Genomic DNA, 25,262 nt, shown 5'->3' with positions numbered 1-25,262 from the left:
CGCTGTGTCGCGCGGGGGTGGCGTACGCCCTTCAGGTTCCGTAACGCCGGTGGCGCACTGCGTAGTCGCGCAAGGCCCGCAGGAAGTCGACCTTGCGGAAGTCCGGCCAGAAAGCCTCGCAGAAGTAGAACTCCGAATGGGCGCTCTGCCAGAGCAGGAATCCGGACAGCCGCTGTTCACCCGATGTGCGGATCACCAGGTCGGGATCCGGCTGGCCGCGCGTGTACAGGTGCTCGGAGATGTGTTCGACATCGAGCACCTCCGCCAGCTCCTCGATCGAGGTGCCACGGCCCGCGTGCTCCTGGAGCAGCGACCGCACCGCGTCGGCGATCTCGCGGCGGCCGCCGTAGCCGACCGCGACGTTGACCAGCACACCGTCGATGTCCGCGGTGGCCTGCTCGGACTCCTTGAGGACCCCGGCGGTGTGCTCGGGCAGCAGGTCGAGCGCGCCGACCGGGTGCACGCGCCAGCGGCGGGTCGCGGCCAGGTCGCGGACCGCGTTCTCGATGATCTCCATGAGATCGGTGAGCTCTTCCGGCGGGCGGTTGAGGTTGTCCGTGGAGAGCAGCCACAGGGTGACCACCTCGACGCCGACCTCTTCGCACCAGCCGAGCAGCTCGTGGATCTTGTCGGCGCCCTTGCGGTGGCCGTCGGCGGCGCGGTGCCCGTAGGCCTTGGCCCAGCGGCGGTTGCCGTCCAGAATGACGCCGACGTGGCGGGGGACGTCGCCGGGATCGAGGGAGGCCTCGATGCGCCGGCCGTAAGCGCCGTAGGCGAGGTCCCGCAGGCTCATGTCCACCTGCTCCTCCGTCCTATGGATCACTCGCGCCCGGAAACCCTACTCCCGCGTGCGCCCGGCAGGAATCACCCGACCGGCGGCGCGACGTGAAGAGTCCGTGAAGACTCCGCGTGTCGCGCACTTCTTTCACGATAGGCGGGCTGCGGGCCTTTCACGGTACGCGGAAGGCCCCGCCGGTATACCGGCGGGGCCTTCGTGGTTCTTGCTCGCGGATCTACCGGCTCACGCGTCGAGGCGGGCGACGAGCGCGTTGTACTCGTCCCACAGCGCCTGCGGCGTGTGCGTGCCGAACTTCTCCAGGTGCTCGGGGACCAGCGCGGCCTCCTGCTTCCAGATCTCGCGGTCGACGCTGAGCAGCAGCTCCAGCTCGCTCTCCGAGAGGTCCAGGCCCTTGAGGTCCAGCGCGTCCTTGGTGGGCAGGACGCCGATCGGCGTCTCGACGCCGTCCGCGATGCCCTCCAAGCGCTCGACGATCCACTTGAGCACGCGGCTGTTCTCGCCGAAGCCCGGCCAGACGAACTTGCCGTCGGCGTCCTTGCGGAACCAGTTGACGTAGTAGATCTTCGGCAGCTTGTCCGCGTCGGTGCTCTGGCCGATCTTCAGCCAGTGCCCCATGTAGTCGCCCATGTTGTAGCCGCAGAACGGCAGCATGGCGAACGGGTCGCGGCGCAGCTCGCCGACCGTGCCCTCGGCTGCCGCGGTCTTCTCGGACGCGACGTTCGCGCCCAGGAAGACGCCGTGCTGCCAGTCGAAGGACTCGGTGACCAGCGGGACCGCGCTGGCGCGGCGGCCGCCGAACAGGATGGCCGAGATCGGCACACCCGCCGGGTCCTCCCACTCCGGGGCGATCGTCGGGCACTGCGACGCGGGCACGGTGAACCGGGCGTTCGGGTGTGCGGCGGGCACGTCCGAGGCCGGGGTCCAGTCGTTGCCCTTCCAGTCCGTCAGGTGGGCGGGCGCCGCGTCGGTCATGCCCTCCCACCAGATGTCGTTGTCGTCGGTGAGCGCGACGTTGGTGAAGACCGCGTTGCCCCACAGGGTCTTCATGGCGTTGGCGTTGGTTTCCTCGCCGGTGCCGGGCGCGACGCCGAAGAAGCCGGCCTCGGGGTTGATCGCGTACAGCCGCCCGTCGGCGCCGAAGCGCATCCAGGCGATGTCGTCGCCGATCGTCTCGACCTTCCAGCCGGGAACGGTCGGCTGGAGCATGGCGAGGTTGGTCTTGCCGCACGCGGAGGGGAACGCGGCCGCGACGTACTTCGGCTCGGCGCCGGACGGCGGCGTGAGCTTGAGGATGAGCATGTGCTCGGCCATCCAGCCCTCGTCGCGGGCCATGACGGAGGCGATCCGGAGCGCGTAGCACTTCTTGCCGAGCAGGGCGTTGCCGCCGTAGCCCGAACCGTAGGACCAGATCTCCCGAGCCTCGGGGAAGTGCGAGATGTACTTGGTCTCGTTGCACGGCCACGGCACGTCGGCTTCGCCTTCGGCCAGCGGCGCACCGAGGGTGTGCACCGCCTTCACGAAGTCGCCGTCTTCGCCGAGGATGTCGAGCACCGGCTGACCCATCCGGGTCATGGTGCGCATGGAGACCGCAACGTACGCGGAGTCGGTGATCTCGACGCCGTAGGCCGACAGCGGGGAGCCGAGGGGACCCATGCAGAACGGCACGACGTACATCGTGCGGCCCTTCATGGAGCCCTCGAAGATCTCGCCGAACTTGGCGCGCATCTCGGCCGGGGCGACCCAGTTGTTCGTCGGGCCGGCGTCTTCCTGCTTCTCCGAGCAGATGTACGTCCGGTCCTCCACACGCGCGACGTCCCGAGGGTCGGACGCGGCGTAGTAGCTGTTGGGACGCTTCACATCGTCGAGCTTCTTGAACGTGCCCTTTTCGACGAGCAGGTCCGCGAGGCGCTGGTACTCCGCCTCGGAACCGTCGCACCATTCGATCCGGTCCGGCTGGGTGAGCGCGGCGATCTCGCGCACCCATTCGATCAGCTGACTGTGTTTCGTCGGGGCCTTGTCCAGGCCAAGGGCCTCGTACGCCACGATCGCTCCATTTCGCGCCGGGGACGGCGAGCCCCCGGCGTCGGGGTTGAGGGTTGCGGGGATTTTAACGCTTCACCCGTACGGCCGGATCGGGCGGGAGGGGGCCTGCCGGGAAGTTGTGCCCCCAAACCGGACGGATGACCCAAAGAACCGCGTGGAAACCCGGGTCGACGCGGGATATTCCGTGATGTGTTTCACGTCCTACTTACCGGTAACTTACGTCCCCGTAAGTACACTTCCCGCATGAGTGCGGACGTACACGCGATGACGCCCGGCGCCGCTTTGGCCCGGGCCAAACCCAAGCTGCGCGGCTGGCTGCACGCCGGCACCTTCCCGGTGGCGGTGGCCGGCGGCATCGTGCTCGTGAGCATCGCAGACAGCACCAAGGCGAGAATCGCCTGTGCGGTCTTCGCCCTCACAGCGGCGATGCTCTTCGGCACCTCCGGGCTCTACCACCGCGGGAACTGGGGGCCGCGCGGCGAAGCGGTGCTCCGCCGCCTGGACCACGCGAACATCTTCCTGATCATCGCGGGGACCTACACCCCATTCTCGATCATCCTGTTCGGCGTGGACTCGCCGCTGCTGTGGGTGGTCTGGGGCGGCGCGATCGCCGGCATCTGCTTCCGGGTCTTCTGGCTCGGCGCACCGAGATGGCTCTACACCCCGGTCTACGTCGCCCTCGGATGGGCGGCGGTCTTCTATATCCCGGACTTCCTGCGCGAAGGCGGCGTCGCCGTCCTCGTGCTGATCATCGTCGGCGGCGCGCTGTACAGCCTGGGCGCGGTGGTCTACGGGCTCAAGCGGCCCGACCCGTCGCCGCGCTGGTTCGGCTTCCACGAGGTGTTCCACGCCTTCACGCTGGCCGCGTTCACGGCGCACTACATCGGCGTCTCGATCGTCGCGTACACGCACTGACCCGGGACGCGGCGCCGCCCGGAGCCGCGGCGCCGCCCGACCCGAGCACCCCGACCGCCCCACTCGATCCACTCGATCCACTCGATCCACTCGATCCGCCGCAGGCCGAGGCCCGCATCCCCAGGGATGCGGGCCTCGGCCTTTTGCCTGTCTTTTGCATGCTGGCACCACATGAGAGCGCGAACCTCTTGACGGTAACCATCTTTTGACAGCTACTCTCATTTCATAGCCGCATGCAGAAGCACCGGGAGCACCGGGACTGTCGGGAGGCAGACATGGCACAGGCAGGCGCAACAACGACAGACACCGCACAGCAGGCGCACCCCCGCCGCTGGTGGGCGCTCGCGGCGCTCGCGGCGAGCGTGCTGGTCCTCGGGCTGGACTCGACCGTCCTCAACGTGGCCCTGCCGTCGATGGCCACCGCGCTGGGCGCGGACAACGGCGACCTGCAGTGGATCGTCGACGGCTACGTCGTGGTGTTCGCCGCGGCGCTGGTGCCCGCCGGGCTGCTCGGCGACCGATTCGGCCGCAAGCGCCTGATCGTGGCCGGCCTCGCGCTGTTCGGCACCGCGTCGCTGCTGGGCGTCTTCGCGGGCTCGGTCGGCGAGGTGATCGCCGCACGGGCGGCGATGGGCGCGGGCGCCGCACTGGTGACACCGCTGTCGATGTCGATCCTGCCGAGCGTCTTCCCGCCCGAGGAGCGGTCGAAGGCCATCGGGGTGTGGGCGGCCGCGACCGCGCTCGGGCTGCCGCTCGGCCCGATCGTCGGCGGAGCGCTGCTGGAGCACTTCTGGTGGGGCTCGGTGTTCCTGATGAACGTGCCGCTGGTGGTGGCGGCGATCGTCGCCGCCACGCTGTGGCTGCCCGAATCGCGTGACCCCGCCGCCAAGAAGATCGACCCGGTCACGTCGGTACTGGCCGCGGGCGGGCTCGCCGTCCTGGTGTTCGGTGCGAACGAGGCGGCCCGGCGCGGGTGGACCGACCCGGTGGTGCTCGGCGGTATCGCCGCGGGACTCGCGCTGATCGGCGCGGTGGTCCTGCGGGAGACCCGGCGGAGCGTCGCGATGATCGACTTCTCGCTGTTCCGCAACCGCAACTTCCTGTGGGGTTCGCTGGCGGCGGTCGTCCCGTCGTTCGTGATGGTCGGCGTGCTGTTCGTGCTGCCGCAGCGGCTGGCCGCGGTCGACGGGCAGGGCGCGTTCGGCACCGGGGTGCGGCTGCTGCCGCTGATGGGCGGACTGCTCGCGTCCGCCGGAGTGAGCGCCCCGCTGGTGGCGCGGTTCGGGTTCCGCGGAGTGATCCCGACGGGCATGCTGCTCCTCGCCGCGGGAGCCTTCCTCGGCGCGACCGGCAGCCCGTCGGACGGCTACGCGTTCACCGCCGTCTGGCTCGGCATCATCGGGTTCGGGCTCGGGGTGGCGATGATCCCCGGCATGGACGCGGTGCTTGCCACCCTCTCCCCCGAACGCGCGGGCGTCGGATCGGCCTTGATGCAGACGCTGGAGCAGGTCGCGGGCGCGCTCGGCGTCGCGATGCTGGGCAGCATCCTGGCCGGCGCCTACACCGGCCGGCTCGACGTGTCCGGGCCCGCGAACGACTCGGTCGCCAGTGCCGTGGAGATCGCGCAGCGCACCGGCGACCCGGCGCTCCTCGCGCACGCCCGCGACGCGTTCGTGCACGGCATGGACGTGGTGCTGATCGCCTGCGGGATCGCCGCGATCGTGGCGGGCGCGCTGGTGGCGGCATTCCTGCCGGGCCGGAAGGGGCAAGGCGCCGAGCAGGCGCCTGCCGCCGAGGCGGCAGGAGACGCGGCCTCGGGCGCCGCGTCGGAAACGGTGCACGCCTGATGGCGCGCGGGCGGGGACGTGCTTGGTCGGGCTGCGGACGGTCCACCAGAATTGCCGGTATGACCTCGAACGCCCCCGCCCCCGACCCGCAGGCCCGCGCGCTCCTCGACGAGCCCCCGCTGGGCCTGCGGGAGCGCAAGAAGCGGCGGACCCGCGAGGCGATCCGGCGCGAGGCGTACCGGCTGTTCCGCGAGCAGGGCTACGACGCCACGACGATCGAGCAGATCGCCGAGGCGGCCGAGGTGTCGCCGAGCACGTTCTTCCGGTACTTCCCGACCAAGGAGGACGTCGTGCTCACCGACGAGTACGACCCGGTCATCGAGCGGCTCATCCGGGAAAGCCCGGCGGACCGGACGTTCATCGAGACGCTGCGCAGCGCCGTCATCGGGCCGCTGAAGGTCCTCATGGAGACCGAGCGCGAAGAGATGGTCACCCGGATGCAGTTGCTGGTCAGCGTGCCGGCGCTGCAGGCGCGCAGCGCGCAGCAGCAGACCGAAGGCTGGCGGCTGCTCGCCGACTTGTACGCGGAGCGCACCGGCCGCAGCCGCGCCGACCGGCACCTGCGGTACGCGGCCGCGGCCGTCGGCGGCGCGCTGAACGAGGCGATGCTGGCGTGGGCGGAAGCCGGCTGCGTGGGCAGCCCGTCCGAAGTGATGGAGGACGCGCTGGACTTCCTGGAGTCGGCGCTGAGCGGGTACTGACCTCGGCCCGGGGGCGGCGCACCGGGTCCGGAGCGAGGGGTCAGGCGGGCCCGACCGGCGCGGGTGTCTCGGACCGCGCAGGCGTCGGGGTCCCGGGAGCGGTCGGGCCCGCGCGGTGGGCCAGGTGCGCGGTGAGGACCAGGAAGCCGACGCCGAACAGGACGTACCAGGCGGACAACGCGATCTGCCACGGCGCGAAAGCCAGTTCGAGCGAACCGGCGTGCGGGACGGCCCAGACCGCGAACGTCCAGAAGATCGCCGCGGCGGCGAGCCAGCGGCGCGCGTCGGCCCACAGCAGAACGGCGATCGGGACGCACCACACCCAGTGGTGCGTCCAGGCGATCGGCGCCGCGATCAGCCCGGTGACGGCGACGGCGGGCAGGCCCCACCGGTCGCCGAGGCGGCGGTAGGCGAAGACCGCGCAGGCCATGCCGGCGACGGCTGCGACGGCGACGAGCAGCAGCCAGACGTGGGCGAAGTCGCGGGTGTGGCTGATCCGTACGACGAGGCCCTGGATCGACTGGTTCGCGGCGTTCTCCGGACGGCCGACCCGGTCCGTGTCGAACAGCAGCTCGGTCCAGAAGCGCCGGGACGCGTCCGGCAGCGCGGCGAGGCCGATCGCGACGGTGGCGGCGAACGTCGCCGCGGACACGGCGGCCGCCCGGAAGCGCCGGGTGAGCAGCAGGTACGCGATGAAGATCGCCGGGGTGACTTTGAAACCGGCCGCGAGACCGATGCCGATGCCGCGGGTGCGGGCGTCCGGCGGGCGGGTGAAGTCCCAGAGCACGAGGGCGAGCAGCGCGAGGTTGATCTGGCCGTAGCGGAACGTGGTGAAGACCGGTTCGGCCCAGATCCCCAGCGCGGTCGCGGTGACCACGACGGTGGCGCGGCGGCGGCCGTCGACGCCGACCAGACGGCAGGACAGCGCGGCGACGGCCAGCAGCAGGACGATGTTGAGCGCGATGACGGCGATGCGCAGGGCTTCGTAGGGCGGCAGGATCAGGCCGGTGAACAGCAGCGCGGCGAACGGCGGGTACGTCGCGGCGAGTCCGTGCGGGGTGGGGAGCGGGCCGTACAGGTCGGCGTGGCCGGCGACCGCGGCGCCCTCGATGCGGTAGACGCGCAGGTCGACCATGGACGGCCTGGTGAGGCCGCGCACCATCAGGTACATCGCGATGGAGACGACCAGAAGGGCGAGCGCGGCGGGGGCGGGGGCGCCGGGGCCGCGGAGGTTGTCCCACCAGGTGCGGGGTGTCCCGCGAAGCGCTTTGCCTTGCCCGGACATGGATACCCGCATCAGCCGACCGTCCCCCGCTCTGCCGGTGCCCGACATTAGCCGGAATACACCGGAAAAGCAGAAGCCGAGCGGCGTGCGGTCGGCCGTTCGGGTGACGCGCCGTCAGTCGTCCTGCCGGGCCCCCACCTGGGTCGCCAGCACGTCCGCGTCCGTCGTGGGTGCCTCGCATGTGAAGTGGCGGCATACGTACGCCGCCGGGCGTCCGTCGCGCAGCGTGCGGTCGTGCAGCAGTGGCACCGTGTCCTCGTCGGGGGCGCCGACCGCGACGACCGCGCCGGGGGCGGTGGCGGCCAGTGCGACGCGGCGCAGGGCCCGGGTGGCCGGGTCGTCGTACGGTCCGACGACGGCGATCTCGCGGGGCCCGTCGAGCAGCGCTTCGGCGACCGCGAGGCCCCACCCGGCGAACCGCGGGGCTTGCGGGGCCAAAGCCCGCACGACGCCGAGGTTGCGTTCCACGGCTTCGCGGTGCGGCGCGGATCCGGTGTAGGCGGCGTAGGACAGCAGCGCTCCGACGGCGGCGCTCCATCCGGACGGGGTCGCGTTGTCGGTCGGGTCCTGGGGCCGCCGGAACAACTGCTCGGCGTCGTCGGCGGTGTCGTGGAACCCGCCGTCGGCGCCGGCGAAGTGGCTGAGCACGACGTCGAGGAGCACCCCGGCGAAGGTCAGCCACGCGTCGTCGGAGGTGACGGCGTACAGCGCCAGGAAGCCCTCGGCGACGTCCGCGTAGTCCTCCAGCACACCCGCGTTGGGGCCGGCGTGTCCGTCGCGCGACGTGCGGGACAGCCGGTCGCCCCAGTCCTCGTTCTCGGACGCGCCCAGGTGCACGCTCACCAGCAGGTCGCCCGCGGCGATCGCGGCCTCGACCAGGTCGGTGCGGACGAACAGCGCGCCCGCTTCGGCGAGTGCGGCGATGGCGAGGCCGTTCCAGGCCGCGACGATCTTGTCGTCGCGCGCGGGCGGCGTGCGGTCGGTGCGAGCGCGGAACAGCTTCTCGCGCACCGCGTCGTAGCGGGCCGGGTCGTCCGGGTCGGTGCGCAACTGCAGGACGGAAGTGCCGTGTTCGAAGGTGCCCGCGTCGGTGACGCCGAACAGGCCGGCCGCCCAGGCGCCGTCGACCGGGCCGAGCACGTCGGTGAGCTGGTCGGGGGTCCAGACGTAGAACGCGCCTTCGACCGAATGCCCGTCCGCGTCCGGGCTGTCGGCGTCCAGCGCGGACGCGAACCCGCCTTCCGGAGTGCGGAGTTCGCGGAGCAGAAAGTCGGCGCTCTGCAACGCGATCCGGCGGGCGAACGAGGATCCGGTGGCGCGCCACAGGTGGGTGTATGCGCGAATCAGCAGCGCGTTGTCGTAGAGCATCTTCTCGAAGTGCGGCACCACCCAGTCCGCGTCGACCGAATAGCGGGCGAAGCCGCCGCCGAGCTGGTCGTACATGCCGCCGCGGCCCATGGCCGCACAGGTGTGCTCGACCATGTCGAGCGCGGCCTGCGAGCCGGTGCGCGCGTGGTGGCGCAGCAGGAACTCCAGCACCATCGACGGCGGGAACTTGGGCGCGCCGCCGAAGCCGCCGCGGCTGTCGTCGTACTCGCGGGAGAGCAGCACGAGCGCCGCGTGGAGTTCGTCGGCCCCGGGCGGATCGCCGGCCGGCGGCGTGTGCGGCTTACTCAGCTCCTCGACGACCTTGGCCCCGCTCGCCAACACGTCGTCGCGGCGGTTCTCCCACGCGTCGACGACGGCTTCCAGCAGCTCCCGGAACCCCGGCAGCCCGTGCCGCGCGTCCGGCGGAAAGTACGTGCCGCAGTAGAACGGCTCGCCGTCGGGCGTGGCAAAGACCGTCATCGGCCAGCCGCCCTGGCCGGTCACCCGCTGGGTGGCTTCCATGTAGACCGCGTCCACGTCGGGACGCTCCTCGCGGTCCACCTTCACCGCGACGAAGTGCGCATTGAGGTACGCCGCAACCTCGTCGTCCTCGAACGACTCGTGCGCCATGACATGGCACCAATGGCATGCGGCATAGCCCACGCTCAGCAGGACCGGCACCCCACGCCGCCGGGCCTCGGCGAACGCGTCCTCCCCCCACGGCCACCAGTCCACGGGATTGTCGGCGTGCTGGAGCAGGTACGGGGAGGTCGATCCGGCGAGACGGTTAGCCATGGGGCCATCCTCGCAGCGCGGGCGAGGTCCGCGGACGGAACCCGCCGCAGGGCCATGTGCCGGCGCCGCGAGATTTCATGATTGCCCTACTCCCGGCGCTCCCGGAAGAAGTACACGGCGCACTCACCGAGCAGGAGATCGAAGCCGCTCGCCGCGATCTGTTCGGGGACGCAGACACCCGAGACGACGCACGAGGCGTTGCGTGAAGGAACAGCCTGCCCGATCGCTGGTGCTCGACTCCGAGGCGCTTCCCCTGCTCCTGCGCAACGACCGCGGCATGGCGGCGCGCATCGAGGCCTCCCGGCAAGCCGGTGTGCCCGTGCTCGTTTCCGTGCTCACCATCGTGGAAGCGGCGCAGCGGAAGACCGACCTGGCCCGGCTGAAATGGGTCCTCTCCCGGTTGCAGGTGGAACCGGTCGGCCAAGAGGACGCGTTGACCGCCGTGGTGCTGCTCCGCGACGCGGGCGGGCTACACGGGCACAAGTACGCGATCGGCGCGCTGGTCGCAGCGCTGGCACTTCGCGCGCCCGCTCCCACTATCGTCCTGACCTCCGACCGCGACGACTGGTCGAAGCTCTGCGGAAGCCGCGTGATCATCAGGGCTACGTGAGGTCCCTGGAGCCCGGTCGCACCGGCGGCGCGGCAGCGCCGCCAAACCGGCTATTTGGCGCCGTTGCCCTGCGGCTCGCGGTGGTCCGCGTCGCTGTTCGCCGCGTCGCCGGTTTCCCCGTCGCCGTCGCCGGAGCGGTCGGTGGCGGTGGTGCCGTCGGGCGTCTTCTCCTCGAAGTCGACGCGCTTGAGCTGCTTGGTCATCGACCTGAGGAGGAACCACGTGGCCGCCGCGATGACGGCGACGACGGTGAAGCCGAGCAGGCCCGGGGCGACCTTGTCATCCTCCAAGGCGAACTGCAGGGCGATCGGGGTCATGGGGGGTCCTCCAGTCGACAGGGCGCGGTGCGGCCGCCCCTCCAGGGTCGCATCCGGGATGGCGGAAGCGGAAAGAGGGGCGGCCGCACCGCGGCCCGTCGTGTCGCTCGTTCGGGGAACGGGCCGGTCAGGCCTTGGCGGCCTGGCGGATTCCGGCGAACAGGTCGTCTTCGGGCAGCTCGGTGTCGACGAGCGACCGCACGAGTTCGTAGTCCTCGGTGGGCCAGACGTCGCGCTGCACGTCGAGCGGGATGCGGAACCAGAAGCCGTCCGGGTCGACCTGGGTGGCGTGCGCGATCAGCGCTTGGTCGCGCAGCTCGAAGTAGTCGGCGCACGGCACCTTGGTGGTGATGTCGCGCTCGGGGCGGTCGCCCCAGCGCTCCAGCCACTCGCCGTAGGGCGACTCGAGGCCGCGCGCCAGCATCGCGGCGTGCAGCGCCTCGATGCGGGCCTTGCTGATGCCCTGGTTGTAGTAGAGCTTCAGGGGCTGCCACGGGTCGCCGGCCTCGCGGTAGGCGTCCGGGTCCCCGGCGGCGTCGAACGCGGCCACGCTGACCTGGTGGGTCTGGATGTGGTCCGGGTGCGGGTAGCCGCCGTTCTCGTCGTACGTGGTCACCACGTGCGGGCGGAACTCCCGCATCAGGCGTACCAGCGGTTCCGCGGCCTTCTCGACCGGCTGCACGGCGAAGCAGTCGTCGGGCAGCGGCGGCAGCGGGTCGCCTTCGGGCAGCCCGGAGTCGACGAAGCCGAGCCAGGCCTGGTCGACGCCGAGGATCTCGCGCGCCTTGTCCATCTCGGCGCGGCGGATCTCGTGGATGTTCTCTTCGATCTCCGGGTTGCCCTGGAGTTTGGGGTTGAGCACCGAACCGCGTTCGCCGCCGGTACAGGTGACGACCAGGACTTCGGCGCCCTCGCGGACGTACCGCGCCATGGTCGCCGCGCCCTTGCTGGACTCGTCGTCGGGGTGCGCATGCACCGCCATCAGCCGAAGCCGCTCGCTCACGGAAAAGTCGCTCCTCCTGAATCGCGCCCCCGGGCTTGACGGAGGCGGCCTCCTGGTGCTCCGGAGACCCGTCATATAGTGGCCGAACCAGCGGGTCCGGGCGAAACCGCGGACCCGCACGCCGATCCGCGGGAGTACCCAGTGAGCCAGCCTTCCGGCACGGGCGACGCCCCGTCCCGCGACCGCTACGGCCGCAAGACGCCGCGCTCCGGCGGCCGGGGCTCCGACCGCAACATGCGGATCGCCTTCGTCGTGTTTTTGGTGCTGCTGGTCTCCGGGACCGTATGGATCGGCCTCGACAACGCGAACCGCGACGTGCGCGCGAGTATTCCGTCGTTCAAGGTCACCTCCGACCGCAGCGTCGAGGTCCAGGTCGAGGTCGTCAAGGACAAGACCAAGGAAGCCGTGTGCGTCCTGCGGTCGCGTTCCGAGGACGGCTCGGAGGTGGGCCGCAAGGAGGTCCGCATCCCGGCCGCGGACTCGCGCACCACGACCGTCACCGAGGTGCTGCAGACCACGGCGCGGCCCAATACCGCCGAGTTGGACGGCTGCAAGATCGTCGCGGGCTGACCCGCCGGATCCCTTGCGCAACCCCCGTCCCGGCGCCCTCCCGGACCCCGACCGGATCCTTCCGGCGCAGGCGTGAGTGCCCCTTCGCCTGGGAAATTGTTAGTCTCGGGGTTTCGTCCCTTCATCGCCGGTGCCGAGCAACACCGCCGGATGGTGAGGGGGCGCTGATTTATTCGGGGCAGAAGCACGTACCCAGACCGACGAGGAGCATCCGTGACCCAGACCAGCGACAACGTCACCTGGCTCACGCAGGAGGCGTACGACCGGCTCAGCGCCGAGCTGGAGCACCTGTCGGGTCCCGGCCGTACCGAGCTGGCCACCAAGATCGAGGAAGCCCGCCAGGAGGGCGACCTCAAGGAGAACGCCGGCTACCACGCGGCCAAGGAAGAGCAGGGCAAGGCGGAAGCACGCATCCGCCAGCTCCGCGGGATCCTGGACAACGCGCAGGTCGGCGAGGCACCGGCGGACACCGGTGTGGTGGGGCAGGGCATGGTCGTGACCATCGCTTTCGACGGCGACAAGGACGACACCATGACCTTCCTGCTCGGGTCGCGCGAGGACGTCGGCGGCGCCATGGAGGTCTACTCCCCCGCGTCGCCGCTGGGCACCGCGATCAACGGCAAGAAGATCGGCGACACCGCGTCCTACGAGCTGCCCAACGGCAAGTCGATGGACGTCGAGATCATCGAGGTCAAGCCCTACACCGGCTGACCCGCACTCGGTCGAGTACGCGGAAGGGCCCCGGCGCGCCGCCGGGGCCCTTCCGCGTACACCCGTCCGGGTCGGCTCAGCCGGCCGCGCGCCGGTACTTCCGCACCGCCAGCGTCCGGAAGAGCGCGATGATGAGGAGCGACCAGAACAACGACGCCCACACCGGGTGCTCCATCGGCCAGGCGTCCGACTCCGAGACACCGGGGTTGCCGAACAGCACGCGCCCGGCCTGCACCGTCGCACTGAACGGGTTCCAGTCGGCGATCGTCTGCAACCAGCCCGGCATGCCCGCGGTCGGCACGAACGCGTTGGACACGAAGGTCAGCGGGAACAGCCAGATCAGCCCGGCCGACGTCGCCGCCTCGGGGCTGCGCACCGACAGGCCGATCAGCGCACCGATCCAGGTGAACGCGTAGCCGAGCAGCATCATCAGCCCGAACGCGGCGAGCGCCTTCGGCACGCCCTCGTGGATCCGCCAGCCGACCAGCAGCGCGACCACGACCAGCACGACCATGGTGAGCGCCGACTGCACCAGGTCGGCGATGGTGCGCCCGGTGAGCACCGCGCCGCGGCTCATCGGCAGCGACCGGAACCGGTCGATCAGGCCCTTGGTCATGTCCTCGGCGATGCCGGCGCTGGAGCCGGCGGTCGCGAAGGTCACCGTCTGGGTGAAGATGCCCGCCATCAGGAATTCGCGGAACATCTTCGGGTCGGTCGACCCGTCGACGTTGATCGAGCCGCCGAACACGTAAGCGAACAGCAGCACGAACATGACGGGCTGGATCAGCCCGAAGATGACCACCTCGGGGATCCGCTTCATGCGCAGCAGGTTGCGCCGGGCGATGATCAGCGAGTCGTGCGCGGACTGGGTGAGCGGGCTGCGGGCCTTGGGCGTGTAGGCGTCCGCGGCCAGCGGGCTCTTGGTCAGCGAGTCGGCGGTCATCGGGCGTCCTTTCCGGCCGCGGCGGTCTGCGCCTCGCCCGCGTCGCGGCCGGGACCGTCCTCGCCGGAGCCGGGACCGTCCTCGTCGTCGCTTCCGACGGCCGCCTCGGCGTGGTGGCCGGTCAGCGAGATGAACACGTCGTCCAGCGTCGGGCGGCGCAGGCCGATGTCGTCGATCTCGATGCCGCGGGCGTCCAGCTCGCGGATCACCTCGGCGAGCAGCTTGGCGCCGCCCTGCACCGGGATGGTGAGGCGCCGGGTGTGCTTGTCGACCGCGACGTCCTCGCGGCTGAAGCCGCGCAGCACCTCGACCGCGGTCGGGATGAGGTCGCGGTCCTGCACCACGACCTCGACGCGCTCGCCGCCGGTCTGCGCCTTGAGCTGGTCGGCGGTGCCGCGGGCGATGACCTTGCCGTGGTCGACGACGATGATGTCGTGCGCGAGGTGGTCGGCTTCTTCCAGGTACTGCGTGGTCAGCAGCAGGGTCGTGCCGTCCTCGACGAGCTTCTGGATCACGTCCCACAGCGCGAGGCGGTTGCGCGGGTCGAGGCCCGTGGTCGGCTCGTCCATGAACATCACCGGCGGGCGGACGACGAGTGCCGCGGCGAGGTCCAGTCGCCGCCGCATGCCGCCCGAGTACGTCTTGGTCGGCCGGTCCGCGGCCTCCGCCAGGTTGAACCATTCGAGCAGCTCGACCGCGCGGGACTTCGCCGCGCGGCCGCTCATCTGGTACAGCTCGCCGACCATCTGGAGGTTCTCGCGGCCGGTCAGGTACTCGTCGACGGCGGCGAACTGGCCGGACAGCCCGATGGACTGCCGGACCCGGTTGGGGTGCTTCAGGACGTCGTGCCCGGCCACGAACGCGCGGCCGGAGTCGGGGGTGAGCAAGGTGGTCAGCACGCGCACGGTCGTCGTCTTGCCTGCGCCGTTCGGCCCGAGCAGGCCGAGGACGGTGCCGGTGGGCACATTCAGGTCGACGCCGTCGAGCGCGCGCACATCACCGAAGGTCTTGACCAGGCCTTCGGCAAGGATCGCGTCTTGCATTTCGTGGCTCACTCCTAGGGCGGAGGGGAAGTCCGCTTCGGTCGTGTGTCGCGGCCGGAAAACAGGTCGATCTTTCCCACTCTGCCTTCCGGCTCCGACAACTGGCGACCGGTTAAAACGCCGGTGACGCGCGACTACCCCGCCCGCGGCGGCTCACCCTTCGCTGACCGGATAACCCGCCGCGCTCATCCGGGCCACCACCGCGCGGCAGTGCTCGGTGCCCTTGGTCTCCAAGTGCAGCTCCACCTCGACCTCGCCGAGCTGCAGGGACGCGTCGGTGCGGACGTGCGCGACGTCGACGACGTTGGCGTCGGTGCCGGCCAGCTCGGCCAGCAGCGTGGCCAGTGCGCCGGGCCGGTCGGGGAGCCGGATGCGCAGCGACAGGTAGCGGCCCGCGGCGGCCAGACCGTGCCGGAGCACGCGCAGCATCAGCAGCGGGTCGACGTTGCCGCCCGACAGCACCGCGACGACCGGGGCCTCCAGCGGCGCGTCCGCGGACTCCAGCAGGGCCGCGACGGACGCCGCACCGGCCGGTTCGACGACCAGCTTGACCCGTTCCATGCACAGCAGCAGCGCCTGCGACAGGGACTCCTCGCTGACCGTGCGGACCTCGTCGACCAGGTCGCGGATCAGGCCGAACGGCACGTCGCCGGGCCGCCCGACCGCGATGCCGTCGGCCATCGTCGTGACGCTCGGCAGCACCACCGGGTGGCCGGCGGCCAGCGAAGGCGGGTAGGCCGCGGCCGAGGCCGCCTGCACGCCGACCACCTTGACGTCCGGCCGCACTGCCTTGACCGCCGCGGCGACGCCCGCGAGCAGCCCGCCGCCGCCGGTGCCGACCACGATCGTGCGGACCTCGGGGCACTGCTCGAGGATCTCCAGGCCGACGGTGCCCTGTCCGGCCACCACGTCCGGGTGGTCGAAGGGGTGGATGAACACCGCGCCGGTCTCCTCGGAGTACGCCTTCGCGGCGGTCAGGCAGTGCTCCACGGTGGTGCCTTCGAGCAGCACCTCGGCGCCGTAGCCGCGGGTCGCGGCGATCTTCGGGAGCGGCGCGCCGGCCGGCATGAACACGGTCGACCGTACGCCGAGCTGCTGGGCGGCGAGGGCGACGCCCTGCGCGTGGTTGCCCGCGCTGGCCGCGACGACGCCGCGGGCGCGTTCGGATTCGCTCAGGCCGGCGATGCGCACATATGCGCCGCGGATCTTGAACGAGCCGGTGCGCTGGAGGTTCTCGCACTTGAGGTACACCGGGCCGCCGAGCCGGTCGGTGAGGGCACGGCAGCTCTCCAGTTCGGTGGTGCGGGCGATGCCGTCGAGGAGTTTGCGGGCGACGCGGATGTCGTCGATGGTCACCGAAACCGGCGCAGCGGGGCTCATGACCCCCAGTTTGTCACCGCCGGATCCGGCCCTCGCGGAGGAAGGTCAGAACAGCCAGAACCCGCCGATTTCCCTCCGCTCCGGCAGGCAGGCCGAGCTTGGTGAAGATGTTCCGCACGTGGGTCTCGACGGTTTTCGGACTCAGGAACAGCTCGGCGCAGATGGCCTGATTGGAGCGGCCCTGCGCCATCAGGCCGAGGACTTCCGCCTCCCGGTCGGACAGTCCGGCGAGGGCGCCGCCGCTGCGGCGGCGGCCGAGCATCTCGGTGACCACGTCCGGGTCGACGACCACGCCGCCGGCCGCGACGGTGCGGACGGCGTCGGCGAACCGGTCGAGGTCGGTGACGCTCTCCTTGAGCAGGTAGCCGCGGCCGGGGAGGTCGTCGCCCAGGAGGCGGACGGCGTGGTGGGCTTCCACGTACTGGGACAGCACGAGGACGCCGATGCCCGGGTGCACCGTGTCCAGGGTGACCGCGGCGTCGAGGCCTTCGGTGGTGTGGGTCGGCGGCATGCGGATGTCGACGATGGCGACGTCCGGGCGCTCGGCCCGCACGAGGTCGACCAGCTCGACCGCGTCGCCGGCCTGGCCGACGACCGCGAACCCGGCTTCGGCGAGCAGCCGGGCGACGCCTTCGCGGAACAGCAGGGCGTCGTCGGCGATCACGATACGCACGGCAGCTCCGCGAGGACGCGCGTGCCGTGCCCGGCGGGGCTGTGCACGGTGAGGGTGCCGTCCAGTGCTTCCACGCGGTCGGCGAGGCCGCGCAGGCCGGAGCCGCGCGACGCGTCGGCGCCGCCGTTGCCGTCGTCGGCGATCTCGACGGTCATCGTCTGCCTTCCTCCATGGAGTCCCGCGACCACGGTGATCGTGACGCGCGCGGCGTCGCCGGCGTGCTTGGCGGCGTTCGCGAGCGATTCGCTGACCACGAAGTACACCGCTTCCTCGACGCCCGGCGGATACCGGCCCTCCGGCACCTCGACGACCTCGGCGGGCACGGTCGAGCGTTCGGCGAGCGAGACCAGTGCGGAGGACAGGCCGGCCTCGGTGAGCACGGCGGGGTGGATGCCGCGCGCCAGTTCGCGCAATTCGCCGATGGCGTGCCGGAGTTCGACGGCGGCTTCGTCGATGGCGGCGGCCAGCGAGGCATCCCCTTCGGGGACTTGGCCGCGGGCGATGCGCAGCATCAGGGCCAGCGTGACGAGGCGCTGCTGGGCGCCGTCGTGGAGGTCGCGTTCGATCTTGCGGCGGGCGGTGACGCCGGCTTCCACGATGCGGGCGCGCGAGGCGCGGACCTGGGCGAGCTGGGCGCGGACTTCGGCGTGCAGCCGCTCGTTCTCCATCAGCAGGCGGGCCGTCGCGGCGACCGCGCGCACCAGGTCCGGGGACTCGTCGAGGGCGGGGTCGTGGACGATCGCGCCGACCCCGGCGAGCACGGTGACGGTGCGGTCCGGGCCGGATTCGGGCAGCGGGGTCGGGCGGCCGTCGGGGTCGACGTAGTCGCGGTGCGCGGGGCGGTAGTAGACGAGCCGCAGACTCGGGTCGCCGAGCGCGCGGGCGAGCGCGCCTTGCAGGCGGCCGGGCGGGGGCGGGGCGTGGCCGAGTTCGGCGGCGAGGTCGGCGGCCACCGACCGGCCCGCGCGGGCGCGCACCAGGCCGGCGAGGAGGAACAGCGGCCATACGGCGAGGCCGACGCGGGAGGCGGCGATGCCGGTGCCGTAGGTGGAGCGCAGCGCCGGGACCATGATCATCAGGCCGGTGTAGACGTATACGCCGGTCATGCCGATGTTGCCGAGCAGCACGGTCGTCCAGCCGCGGCGCAGGATGCGGCTCGCGGTGGCCCAGCGGACGCAGAACAGGCCGAGGCCGACGACGTAGACGATCGTCGGCAGCATCGAGAAGACGATGTCGGCGGTGTCGACGCTGACGGTGTCGACCTGGATCTCGGCGAGCAGGTCGCGCGGCCGGGCGGAGAGTCCGCCGGCGGTCACGAACCAGACCAGGACGCACGGGCCGGTGGTGACGTAGCCCGCGACGACGAGCGCGCGGCGCAGCCGCGGATAGGCGGCGCCGCGGGCGAAGTCGGTCATGACGTGCGCGATCGCGCCCATGACGAGCCAGTCGGAGAGGAACGCGATCTGGAACGCCAATTGGTTCTTGATGCCGCCGAGGAGCAGCAGCATGCACAGTCCGGCGGCGAGCAGCATCGGCCAGACGGCTTCGGTGGGGCGGCGGCGTTCCGCGGCGACGATCGCGCAGCACGTGAACGCCCATGCCGCGGCGAGCGGCAGGACGGTGTGGCTGACGGTGTCGGCCCAGGTCAGGCCGTAGCCGCCGTAGCGCACACCGACGATGCCGAGCACGGTGGCCAGGGTTTGGCCGGCGAGCAGCAGCGGGGTGCTGGGTGCGGTCAACGCGGTGCGCAGGCGGCTGCGCGGTCTGGAGCGGAGCATGGCGGTCCCGTCGGCCCGGTCACGCGGGTTCGGCGGTGCCGCGCGCGGCGCGGCGCGCCGTGGCCAGCACCGCCGCGAGGCTCTGCGGCGAGAGTTCTTCCTTCGCGACATAGCCGTCCGCTTGCGCGCGGACGACCCGGTCGCCGTAGTCGGCCCGGTCCCGACCGGAGATCAGCACGATTCCCACCCCCGCGTCATCTTCCCGGATCAATCCGGCGGCCGTGAAGCCGTCGAAGCCCGGAAGCTGGACATCCAGCAGGACCAGGTCGGGACGGAGTGTACGCACCGCGTCCACGGCGCCGGGGCCGTCGGCCGCCTCTCCCACGACCGCGTAGCCCCACGCGGTCAGCAGGCGGGTCGCCAATCTGCGGTATCCCTCGTGGTCGTCGACCAAGACGACCGTGACCGGTGAGCCGGTTGCCGTCACCGGCTCCTCCTCCGGATCGCGCGCCGTTCGTGCCCGGGCCCGGGCCGGGCGGATCCGGACGTACGCGATCGCCGTTGCGTTCTCGGGCTCCGCATGGCAATCCCCCCAAGGTTTGCCGCATGCACGGCCCGGGTCGATGCGGGCCTTGCACGTCGATTGCGGAACCCCGTACGGCAGGCCTCCCCCCTGGAGCCCTCCGTACGTCGGCGGTACCGGGCGAGCGGGGTCTCACCTGGTGTCCGCCGGAACGCCACGGCGATCGGTGAGTCCATGGTGTCCGGCCGGGGCGGGGCGGCGCCTCGGGGACAACCCTGATTCCGCTTTCCCGGGTGTGTCGGTTTTCCTGGTGCTCTCGGGTGCCCCCGGCGACTCGTCTCCGCGGCCGAGGGGGCGTCAGCTTCCGTCGGTCTCGGGGGCGTTCGCGGCGCGGGCTTGGCGGCGGGCCATCGCCTGGTTGAAGCGGGAGAGCAGTTCGGTGAACCGTTCGCGGTCGTCGGTGTCCCAGTCGCCGACCATTTCGGCCATCAGCCGGATCCGGGCGTGACGCACTTCGTGCAGCCGGTCGGCGCCGAGGTCGGACAGGCGGAGCAGGACCGCGCGGCCGTCGTCGGGGTTCGGGACGCGGTCCACGTAGCCCTGTTCGACGAGCGGGGTGACCTGCCGGGTCACCGTCGACGAGTCGATCTGCATGGCCTGCGCGAGGGCTTTGACACCCATCGGGCCGTCCACTTCGAGGCGGCCGAGCAGCAGGTAGGCGGCGCGGTCCATGGTGTAGCGCAGCGCGCCCGAGGCACCGAGCCGGGTTTGCTCGGCGCGGCGCGCGAACAGCGCGACTTCGTGCTGGAGGCGGTCGTACAGCGCGTCGTCGGGCGCCAGGTCGGGTGTCATTGCCGCTCGCTCGTCATCGGGTGGTGGTGGCTCGAAGAATAGGGCCCCGGCCGGACGTGCGCGGCCGATGTCCGCAGGGATCCGGGGATGCCGGCGGGTGCCGCGGCAACCGAACCGGCGGTGTGGGCGGGGAAATCCGCGGGAAACGGTCCAGATGGATGTCTACTCGTGATATTCCGGTCAAGGGACTCGTTTCGTTCTAGAGGGGGAATCGCCGACCGGTGCCTGCGGGTTCGGCGCCGGGGTGGGCCGGGGGTGCGGCCGGCCGGGGGACGCGCTCGGGCCGGACGCGAGGCCTGCGCGGAGACGCCCGGTGTTCGACCCGTGAACCGCTGCCCGCCGCGCTGCCGCCGGAAGCTCCACCCGGCACCGCGCCCGACGCTCGACCGGTGACGCGCCGCTCACCGCGCACCTGCCCGACGCACCGTTCGCCCGTTGTCCGCCGGGCCCTGGCCGGCCCGGAATCGCGCACTCGCCCGCCGCTCGTCCGCCATCCGTCCGCCGTCCGTCCGACCGCCGCCAGGAGGTGCCATGCGCCGCGACCGCCGTGAGTTCGACACCTTCGTGGACGAGGTCGGAGGCGCACTGCTGCACACCGCCGACCTCCTGACCGGCGACCCGCGGCGCGCGGAACGCCGGGTCCGGCGGGCGCTGGCGCGCACGTGCCTGCACTGGTGGCGGGCGTCCGACGCGGATCCGATGCGGCTCGCGTACCGGGCGCTGCTGGCGGGCTACCTGGACCCGTGGCGGCCTCGGCCGTGGCGCCGGCGGCCGTCGTCCGGCCCGGACGACGCGCGGTCGGCCACGCTGTGCGCGCTCGACCGCCTGAGCCGCGTCGAACGCGCGGTGGCGGTGCTGCGCTGGTACGCGCTGCTCGACGCGTTCGACACGGCGGACGCGCTGGGGCTGCCGGTCGACGCGGTGCTCGTGGCGGAGGAACGGGCGGCGCCGGTGCTGGGCAGGGCGCCTCGGCCCGGCGGGTTCGCCCCGGGACCGGCGGCCGTGGTGTGGCAGGCGGACTTCGCCGCGCCGCGGGCCGATCCGAGTCGCGGTATGCCCCCGGGGGCCCGGTGAGCATCAGCGGGGAACCGAACCCCTCGGGCGCGGACCACCCCGCCCCATTGCCTCCGGGCCCCGTGCCGCCCGCGGTCGTCCCCGACTTCCCCGCGCGGCCCTTCCCGCCCGGCCTCGCGCGGCAGGCGCGGCGTTCGGCGGGGCGGATGGCGCTCGCCCGGGCCCTCGCGCTGGGGATCGTCGCGGCCGGGCTGGTCGCCGTGCTCGTGGTCGCCGGGGCGGCGCCGCGGGGCTCGGGACGGTCCGCGCTGCCGACCTTTCCGGAGGAGACGCCGACGCTCAACCCGTATCCCGTCCAGGTCGAGATACCGCGGACCGGCGTGGGCCTGGGGGCGAGCGCCTGGGTGGAGATGTCCGGCTGGTGCGTCGGCGACATCGCGGTGCGGGGCAGCACCGGCACCGTCGACTCGTGCCGGTTCCTGCCGGTGACCGGCAAGCTCGACGTCGCGGTGCTCGATCCCGGGCACTACGCGCCCGACGGCTTCACGCTCGTCGTCGTGGTCGTCGTCGACCGGCCCGGAGCGCCCGGCGAGCTGCACGGGCGGATGTCCGACACGGGCGGCAGCGGCGACCTCACCGTCGGCCGGGCCGCGGGGCTGACCGGCGTCGCGTTCCTGTGGGGCTTCTCGCGCGGCGGCCCGATCTCGGTGGATGTGACCGGACCCGACGGCGTCCTCGTCGCGTCGTGCCGGGCATGCGGAGGGCCGGGCCGCTGAGCGGCCCAGCCCTCGTCGGCAGTACCTAGCCGAGCGCTCGTTCGAGGTCGGCCACCAGGTCCTCGGCGGTTTCGATGCCGACCGACAGGCGCACCAGGTCGGCGGGCACCTCCAGCGGCGACCCCGCGGCCGACGCGTGCGTCATCCGCCCCGGGTGCTCGATCAGCGACTCCACGCCGCCGAGCGACTCCCCGAGGGTGAACAGCTTCGTGCGGTTGCACACCTCCACCGCGGCGTTCTCGCCGCCCGCGACGCGGAACGAGACCATCCCGCCGAACGCCTTCATCTGCTTGACCGCCACGTCGTGCCCCGGGTGCCCGGGCAGCCCCGGGTAGAGCACCTCGGCGACGGCCTTGTGGCCGCGGAGCAGTTCGACGATCTTCTCGGCGTTCGCGCAGTGCCGGTCCATGCGCACGCCGAGCGTGCGGATGCCGCGCAGCGTCAGCCACGCGTCGAACGGCCCGGCGACCGCGCCCATCGCGTTCTGGTGGTACGCGAGCTGCTCGCCCAGCTCCGCGTCGGCCGCGACGAGCGCGCCGCCGACCACGTCCGAGTGCCCGCCCATGTACTTCGTCGTGGAGTGCACGATCACGTCGGCGCCGAGCGTCAGCGGCTGCTGGAGGTACGGCGACGCGAACGTGTTGTCGACGACGAGCAGCGCGCCCGCCTCACGCGCCACGCCCGCGAGCTGCTCGATGTCGGCCACACCGAGCAGCGGGTTGCTGGGCGTCTCGCACCAGACGACCTTGGTCCGCCCGGGGCGGATCGCACGGCGTACCGCGTCGGCGTCGCCGGACTGCGCGGGGGTCCACTCCAGGCCCCAGCGGTCGAGGACCTTGGCGAACAGCCGGAAGGTGCCGCCGTACGCGTCGTTCGGGATCACCACGTGGTCGCCCGGCGTGCACACGGTGCGCAGCAGGCAGTCCTCGGCGGCCAGCCCGGACGCGAAGGCGAGACCGCGGGCGCCGGCCTCCAGCGCCGCCACGCACTCCTCCAGGGCGGTGCGGGTGGGGTTGGCCGAGCGGCTGTACTCGTAGCCGCCGCGCAGGCCGCCCACGCCGTCCTGCTTGTACGTCGACACCTGGTAGATCGGGGGCACCACCGCGCCGGTCAGCGGGTCGGGCTCCTGGCCGGCGTGGATGGCCAGCGTCTCGAAGCCGTGCGGGATGTTCACGTTCGCGTCACTCATGGCGCAACGCTATCCGCCGGGTGCCGCGCGGGCCGGAATCGCCGCGGTGCCCGATTTGTTGGGCGAGGTGTTCGGCGTAACGTGTCGGCGCGCCGAACGCTTCCGTACTTTCCCGACCGCCACGCGACCACGACGGAGGACACCGTGCTCTTCGACCGCAGGGACTTCAGCCCGCGCATGCCCGAGCCGCAGGAGGTCCTGTCCGGCCGCGCCGAGCGGACGTTCGCGGTGCCCGAGCGGCACACCGTGCTGGGCAACCCGCTGGAGGGCCCGTACCCGGACGGCCTGGAGGTCGCCGACTTCGGCCTCGGCTGTTTCTGGGGCGCCGAGCGCAAGTTCTGGCAGACCCCGGGTGTGTGGACCACCGCGGTGGGCTACCAGGGCGGCACGACGCCGAACCCGACGTACGAAGAGGTCTGCAGCGGGCGGACCGGCCACACCGAGGTCGTCCGCGTGGTCTTCGACCCCGCGCAGGTCTCCTACGAGCAGATCCTCAAGGTCTTCTGGGAGTCCCACGACCCGACGCAGGGCTACCGCCAGGGCAACGACGAGGGCACCCAGTACCGCTCCGCCGTCTACACCCACTCCCCCGCCCAGCAGACCGCCGCGGAGGCCTCCCGCGCCGCCTACCAGCAGGTCCTGACCAAGGCCCTGCACGGCGACATCACCACGGAGATCCTCCCGGCCGGCCCGTTCTACTTCGCCGAGACGTACCACCAGCAGTACCTCGACAAGAACCCGAACGGCTACTGCGGCCTGGGCGGAACCGGCGTGAGCTGCCCGGTGGGCGTCGCGAAGGCGAATGGCTGACGAGGAGGCACAACCCACCGCGCTGCCGCGCGACGCCGCGACGCGATAGGTGGACGCCGAGGGCTGCGCCGGGTGGTTCGGGTAGTCGTCAACTGACCGTGGCGTCGGCCGGAAGCCGCCGACGCCGCGGCGCACCCCGGCAGCCTGGCAAATCCCCTACCGGCGGGAATCCCCTTATGGGAAGCTCCCGGTCGTGATTGACACTCCCTCGGCGGTACTGCTGGCCTCCGGCGACGAAGGCAAGCCTGTCGGCGTGCTCGTCGTCCTGATCCTGATGGGATGCGCAGGCGTGCTGTGGGCGACGGGACTCGCCTTCAACGTCCGCGGACTGCAGGACACGTACGTTCGCCGCCAGCTCGTGAACAAGCGGATGCAAGCCCAGCAGTCGGGCAACCTCGGCTTGATGATCGAAGCCAGTGACCAGGACACCCGCCGATTCGCCAAGGTGCTGGGATGGCTGATGATGGCCGGCAGCGCAGTTCTCCTCATCAGCTGCACGGTCCTCTTGATCGTCTGATCGCTCCGGGCCGAGCGGCAGCGGCGCCCGAGGCCCGGCCGGGGGGCCGAGGCCGGGCGGCGCTGCCCGCCGGGGCGGCCGTCAGCCGAACGTCTTGTGGTTTTCCTCCGTGCCCAGCGTGTACGTGGTCTGTGCGCCCAGTCCGTGTACGCCGAAGACTCCGCCGGAGCGTTGTGCGGACGACGTGCGGGCGCGTTCGATGGCAAGCCCCTCCGGGTTTTCCGTGGGGCTGGTGCGACGGGCGATGACGTAGGCGGTGGCCGCAACGGCCGCCCCGAGGACTGCCGCGAATACGATCAGCAGTGTCATGACCGGCTCCGTTCGATTGGGGACCGGGTCAAGGAACGATACCCGGCAGCGGGCGCTGCCACGCGCCGTCCGCGCCGGGCGGCGGTCATCGGCCTAGATTGGCCAAACCGGTCTGCAGGTCTTCGAGGTTCATCACCGGCCGCACCGCGACGCTCGCCCCGCTCGCGAAGAACGGCTCCGCCAGCACCGGGAGCTGCGACGACTCCTGCATGTCGAACACGATGAACGCGGTCCGCTGGCCGTTCGTCGACGTGAAGTACGCCGCTTCCGGATTCATGCTCGTGATCGCCGCCTGGAAGGTCTTCGACAGCGAACCGTCCTCGATCGCCGCGGTGGCGGTCGCGTTGTCGAAGCGGGCGGTCAGCAGCATCCTCATGGATCTCACCTGATTCCGTACGCGGTCCGCGTACGGCGCCGCGGAGCGGCGCTCGGGAACGCGCGGGCCGCGCGTACTTACCAGCGTCTCTCCGCCCCCGAGCCCGGAACAAGACCGCGGCGGGGGCACTGCGGTGGGCAGCCGCCGTGTCACACGGGGATACTGCGAAGGAGGG

General features: G+C 71.8%; 26 protein-coding genes. 10 read left to right on the top strand and 16 right to left on the bottom strand.

Going from position 1 to position 25,262, the window contains the following annotated elements; translation table 11 throughout:
* Positions 1-31: 31 nt before the first annotated feature.
* Both ACPA54_RS08885 and ACPA54_RS08880 read right to left on the bottom strand, forming a co-directional pair.
* Positions 32-793 carry an isoprenyl transferase gene (locus tag ACPA54_RS08885; RefSeq protein WP_345675867.1) on the bottom strand — a complete coding sequence of 254 codons (762 nt, stop codon included), beginning with the start codon at positions 791-793 and terminating at the stop codon, positions 32-34.
* 228 nt (positions 794-1,021) lie between these two features.
* The gene (locus ACPA54_RS08880; RefSeq protein ID WP_423528306.1) at positions 1,022-2,845 is read right to left on the bottom strand and encodes a phosphoenolpyruvate carboxykinase (GTP); all 1,824 of its coding nucleotides are present in this window, start codon (positions 2,843-2,845) and stop codon (positions 1,022-1,024) included.
* Between the two features lie 240 nt (positions 2,846-3,085).
* On the opposite strand from ACPA54_RS08880, the gene trhA reads away from it, so the two are divergent.
* The 3 genes from trhA to ACPA54_RS08865 all read left to right on the top strand — a co-directional run bounded on the left by trhA (position 3,086) and on the right by ACPA54_RS08865 (position 6,305).
* A complete protein-coding gene (trhA, locus tag ACPA54_RS08875; protein ID WP_423528122.1) occupies positions 3,086-3,757 on the top strand; it encodes a PAQR family membrane homeostasis protein TrhA in 672 nt (223 codons plus the stop codon).
* A gap of 275 nt (positions 3,758-4,032) precedes the next feature.
* Complete coding sequence (locus ACPA54_RS08870; protein ID WP_423528121.1) at positions 4,033-5,604, top strand: DHA2 family efflux MFS transporter permease subunit; 1,572 nt, start codon at positions 4,033-4,035, stop codon at positions 5,602-5,604.
* A 59-nt stretch (positions 5,605-5,663) separates the two neighbouring features.
* Entirely contained in the window at positions 5,664-6,305 is a 642-nt protein-coding gene (locus tag ACPA54_RS08865) for a TetR family transcriptional regulator (protein ID WP_345675863.1), read from the top strand.
* A gap of 40 nt (positions 6,306-6,345) precedes the next feature.
* On the opposite strand, the gene ACPA54_RS08860 is transcribed toward ACPA54_RS08865, so the two are convergent.
* Both ACPA54_RS08860 and ACPA54_RS08855 read right to left on the bottom strand, forming a co-directional pair.
* On the bottom strand, positions 6,346-7,602 hold the full coding sequence (locus ACPA54_RS08860; protein WP_423528120.1) for a glycosyltransferase 87 family protein: 1,257 nt from the start codon (positions 7,600-7,602) through the stop codon (positions 6,346-6,348).
* Positions 7,603-7,704: 102 nt separating this feature from the next.
* Positions 7,705-9,753, bottom strand: a complete 2,049-nt coding sequence (locus ACPA54_RS08855) for a thioredoxin domain-containing protein (protein WP_423528119.1) — start codon at positions 9,751-9,753, stop codon at positions 7,705-7,707.
* Between the two features lie 202 nt (positions 9,754-9,955).
* On the opposite strand from ACPA54_RS08855, the gene ACPA54_RS08850 reads away from it, so the two are divergent.
* Positions 9,956-10,363 (top strand): DNA-binding protein, encoded by a 408-nt coding sequence (locus ACPA54_RS08850; protein WP_423528118.1) that lies wholly within the window; start codon positions 9,956-9,958, stop codon positions 10,361-10,363.
* Positions 10,364-10,413: 50 nt separating this feature from the next.
* Here the strand turns inward: ACPA54_RS08850 and ACPA54_RS08845 are convergent, their stop codons facing one another.
* A complete protein-coding gene (locus ACPA54_RS08845; protein WP_423528117.1) occupies positions 10,414-10,680 on the bottom strand; it encodes a hypothetical protein in 267 nt (88 codons plus the stop codon).
* A gap of 127 nt (positions 10,681-10,807) precedes the next feature.
* Positions 10,808-11,683, bottom strand: a complete 876-nt coding sequence (gene mca, locus ACPA54_RS08840; RefSeq protein WP_423528116.1) for a mycothiol conjugate amidase Mca — start codon at positions 11,681-11,683, stop codon at positions 10,808-10,810.
* 141 nt (positions 11,684-11,824) lie between these two features.
* Here mca and ACPA54_RS08835 point away from each other — a divergent pair, with 141 nt between their 5' ends.
* Positions 11,825-12,253 carry a DUF4307 domain-containing protein gene (locus ACPA54_RS08835; protein WP_345675858.1) on the top strand — a complete coding sequence of 143 codons (429 nt, stop codon included), beginning with the start codon at positions 11,825-11,827 and terminating at the stop codon, positions 12,251-12,253.
* A gap of 213 nt (positions 12,254-12,466) precedes the next feature.
* A complete protein-coding gene (gene greA, locus ACPA54_RS08830; RefSeq protein ID WP_345675857.1) occupies positions 12,467-12,964 on the top strand; it encodes a transcription elongation factor GreA in 498 nt (165 codons plus the stop codon).
* A gap of 76 nt (positions 12,965-13,040) precedes the next feature.
* Here the strand turns inward: greA and ACPA54_RS08825 are convergent, their stop codons facing one another.
* The 7 genes from ACPA54_RS08825 to ACPA54_RS08795 form a co-directional block, all read right to left on the bottom strand.
* Positions 13,041-13,907, bottom strand: a complete 867-nt coding sequence (locus tag ACPA54_RS08825; RefSeq protein WP_423528115.1) for an ABC transporter permease — start codon at positions 13,905-13,907, stop codon at positions 13,041-13,043.
* Positions 13,904-14,950: an ATP-binding cassette domain-containing protein gene (locus ACPA54_RS08820; protein ID WP_423528114.1), complete on the bottom strand. Its 1,047-nt coding sequence runs from the start codon at positions 14,948-14,950 to the stop codon at positions 13,904-13,906. The genes ACPA54_RS08825 and ACPA54_RS08820 overlap by 4 nt, the downstream gene beginning before the upstream one ends.
* Positions 14,951-15,103: 153 nt before the next feature.
* Positions 15,104-16,330, bottom strand: a complete 1,227-nt coding sequence (gene ilvA, locus ACPA54_RS08815; RefSeq protein ID WP_423528113.1) for a threonine ammonia-lyase — start codon at positions 16,328-16,330, stop codon at positions 15,104-15,106.
* A 13-nt stretch (positions 16,331-16,343) separates the two neighbouring features.
* Complete coding sequence (locus ACPA54_RS08810; RefSeq protein WP_423528112.1) at positions 16,344-17,003, bottom strand: response regulator transcription factor; 660 nt, start codon at positions 17,001-17,003, stop codon at positions 16,344-16,346.
* The gene (locus ACPA54_RS08805) at positions 16,991-18,781 is read right to left on the bottom strand and encodes a sensor histidine kinase (RefSeq protein WP_423528111.1); all 1,791 of its coding nucleotides are present in this window, start codon (positions 18,779-18,781) and stop codon (positions 16,991-16,993) included. The genes ACPA54_RS08810 and ACPA54_RS08805 overlap by 13 nt, the downstream gene beginning before the upstream one ends.
* A 19-nt stretch (positions 18,782-18,800) precedes the next feature.
* Positions 18,801-19,208 (bottom strand): response regulator transcription factor, encoded by a 408-nt coding sequence (locus ACPA54_RS08800; RefSeq protein ID WP_423528110.1) that lies wholly within the window; start codon positions 19,206-19,208, stop codon positions 18,801-18,803.
* Between the two features lie 393 nt (positions 19,209-19,601).
* Positions 19,602-20,096: a MarR family winged helix-turn-helix transcriptional regulator gene (locus ACPA54_RS08795; RefSeq protein WP_345675850.1), complete on the bottom strand. Its 495-nt coding sequence runs from the start codon at positions 20,094-20,096 to the stop codon at positions 19,602-19,604.
* A 531-nt stretch (positions 20,097-20,627) separates the two neighbouring features.
* Here ACPA54_RS08795 and ACPA54_RS08790 point away from each other — a divergent pair.
* Together ACPA54_RS08790 and ACPA54_RS08785 are read left to right on the top strand one after the other, a co-directional pair.
* Positions 20,628-21,170, top strand: coding sequence for a SigE family RNA polymerase sigma factor (locus ACPA54_RS08790; RefSeq protein WP_423528109.1), 543 nt, complete (start codon positions 20,628-20,630; stop codon positions 21,168-21,170).
* 62 nt (positions 21,171-21,232) lie between these two features.
* Entirely contained in the window at positions 21,233-21,886 is a 654-nt protein-coding gene (locus ACPA54_RS08785) for a hypothetical protein (RefSeq protein WP_423528108.1), read from the top strand.
* Positions 21,887-21,911: 25 nt separating this feature from the next.
* On the opposite strand, the gene ACPA54_RS08780 is transcribed toward ACPA54_RS08785, so the two are convergent.
* Positions 21,912-23,075: a cystathionine gamma-synthase gene (locus ACPA54_RS08780; RefSeq protein WP_423528107.1), complete on the bottom strand. Its 1,164-nt coding sequence runs from the start codon at positions 23,073-23,075 to the stop codon at positions 21,912-21,914.
* Positions 23,076-23,252: 177 nt separating this feature from the next.
* Here ACPA54_RS08780 and msrA point away from each other — a divergent pair, with 177 nt between their 5' ends.
* Both msrA and ACPA54_RS08770 read left to right on the top strand, forming a co-directional pair.
* Positions 23,253-23,885, top strand: coding sequence for a peptide-methionine (S)-S-oxide reductase MsrA (msrA, locus tag ACPA54_RS08775; RefSeq protein WP_423528305.1), 633 nt, complete (start codon positions 23,253-23,255; stop codon positions 23,883-23,885).
* Between the two features lie 193 nt (positions 23,886-24,078).
* Positions 24,079-24,402 carry a hypothetical protein gene (locus tag ACPA54_RS08770; RefSeq protein WP_423528106.1) on the top strand — a complete coding sequence of 108 codons (324 nt, stop codon included), beginning with the start codon at positions 24,079-24,081 and terminating at the stop codon, positions 24,400-24,402.
* Between the two features lie 81 nt (positions 24,403-24,483).
* On the opposite strand, the gene ACPA54_RS08765 is transcribed toward ACPA54_RS08770, so the two are convergent.
* On the bottom strand, positions 24,484-24,711 hold the full coding sequence (locus ACPA54_RS08765; RefSeq protein WP_423528105.1) for a hypothetical protein: 228 nt from the start codon (positions 24,709-24,711) through the stop codon (positions 24,484-24,486).
* Positions 24,712-24,796: 85 nt separating this feature from the next.
* On the bottom strand, positions 24,797-25,087 hold the full coding sequence (locus ACPA54_RS08760; protein ID WP_423528104.1) for a hypothetical protein: 291 nt from the start codon (positions 25,085-25,087) through the stop codon (positions 24,797-24,799).
* Positions 25,088-25,262 lie beyond the last annotated feature (175 nt).

Source organism: Uniformispora flossi, from assembly GCF_049534875.1.
In the GTDB taxonomy this organism is placed as follows: Bacteria; Actinomycetota; Actinomycetes; order Streptomycetales; family Streptomycetaceae; genus Yinghuangia; species Yinghuangia aomiensis.
Note: the sequence above shows the minus strand (reverse complement) of the source record. Positions and strands in the feature narration are given on the sequence as shown.

Excerpts from the sequence above, each read along its gene's own strand:
- ACPA54_RS08885 (WP_345675867.1), bottom strand. The coding sequence starts at position 793 with ATGAGCCTGCGGGACCTCGCCTACGGCGCTTACGGCCGGCGCATCGAG.
- trhA (WP_423528122.1), top strand. The coding sequence starts at position 3,086 with ATGAGTGCGGACGTACACGCGATGACGCCCGGCGCCGCTTTGGCCCGG.
- ACPA54_RS08870 (WP_423528121.1), top strand. The coding sequence starts at position 4,033 with ATGGCACAGGCAGGCGCAACAACGACAGACACCGCACAGCAGGCGCAC.
- ACPA54_RS08865 (WP_345675863.1), top strand. The coding sequence starts at position 5,664 with ATGACCTCGAACGCCCCCGCCCCCGACCCGCAGGCCCGCGCGCTCCTC.
- ACPA54_RS08860 (WP_423528120.1), bottom strand. The coding sequence starts at position 7,602 with ATGCGGGTATCCATGTCCGGGCAAGGCAAAGCGCTTCGCGGGACACCC.
- ACPA54_RS08855 (WP_423528119.1), bottom strand. The coding sequence starts at position 9,753 with ATGGCTAACCGTCTCGCCGGATCGACCTCCCCGTACCTGCTCCAGCAC.
- ACPA54_RS08845 (WP_423528117.1), bottom strand. The coding sequence starts at position 10,680 with ATGACCCCGATCGCCCTGCAGTTCGCCTTGGAGGATGACAAGGTCGCC.
- ACPA54_RS08825 (WP_423528115.1), bottom strand. The coding sequence starts at position 13,907 with ATGACCGCCGACTCGCTGACCAAGAGCCCGCTGGCCGCGGACGCCTAC.
- ACPA54_RS08820 (WP_423528114.1), bottom strand. The coding sequence starts at position 14,950 with ATGCAAGACGCGATCCTTGCCGAAGGCCTGGTCAAGACCTTCGGTGAT.
- ilvA (WP_423528113.1), bottom strand. The coding sequence starts at position 16,330 with ATGAGCCCCGCTGCGCCGGTTTCGGTGACCATCGACGACATCCGCGTC.
- ACPA54_RS08805 (WP_423528111.1), bottom strand. The coding sequence starts at position 18,781 with ATGCTCCGCTCCAGACCGCGCAGCCGCCTGCGCACCGCGTTGACCGCA.
- ACPA54_RS08795 (WP_345675850.1), bottom strand. The coding sequence starts at position 20,096 with ATGACACCCGACCTGGCGCCCGACGACGCGCTGTACGACCGCCTCCAG.
- ACPA54_RS08790 (WP_423528109.1), top strand. The coding sequence starts at position 20,628 with ATGCGCCGCGACCGCCGTGAGTTCGACACCTTCGTGGACGAGGTCGGA.
- ACPA54_RS08780 (WP_423528107.1), bottom strand. The coding sequence starts at position 23,075 with ATGAGTGACGCGAACGTGAACATCCCGCACGGCTTCGAGACGCTGGCC.
- msrA (WP_423528305.1), top strand. The coding sequence starts at position 23,253 with ATGCCCGAGCCGCAGGAGGTCCTGTCCGGCCGCGCCGAGCGGACGTTC.
- ACPA54_RS08765 (WP_423528105.1), bottom strand. The coding sequence starts at position 24,711 with ATGACACTGCTGATCGTATTCGCGGCAGTCCTCGGGGCGGCCGTTGCG.
- ACPA54_RS08760 (WP_423528104.1), bottom strand. The coding sequence starts at position 25,087 with ATGAGGATGCTGCTGACCGCCCGCTTCGACAACGCGACCGCCACCGCG.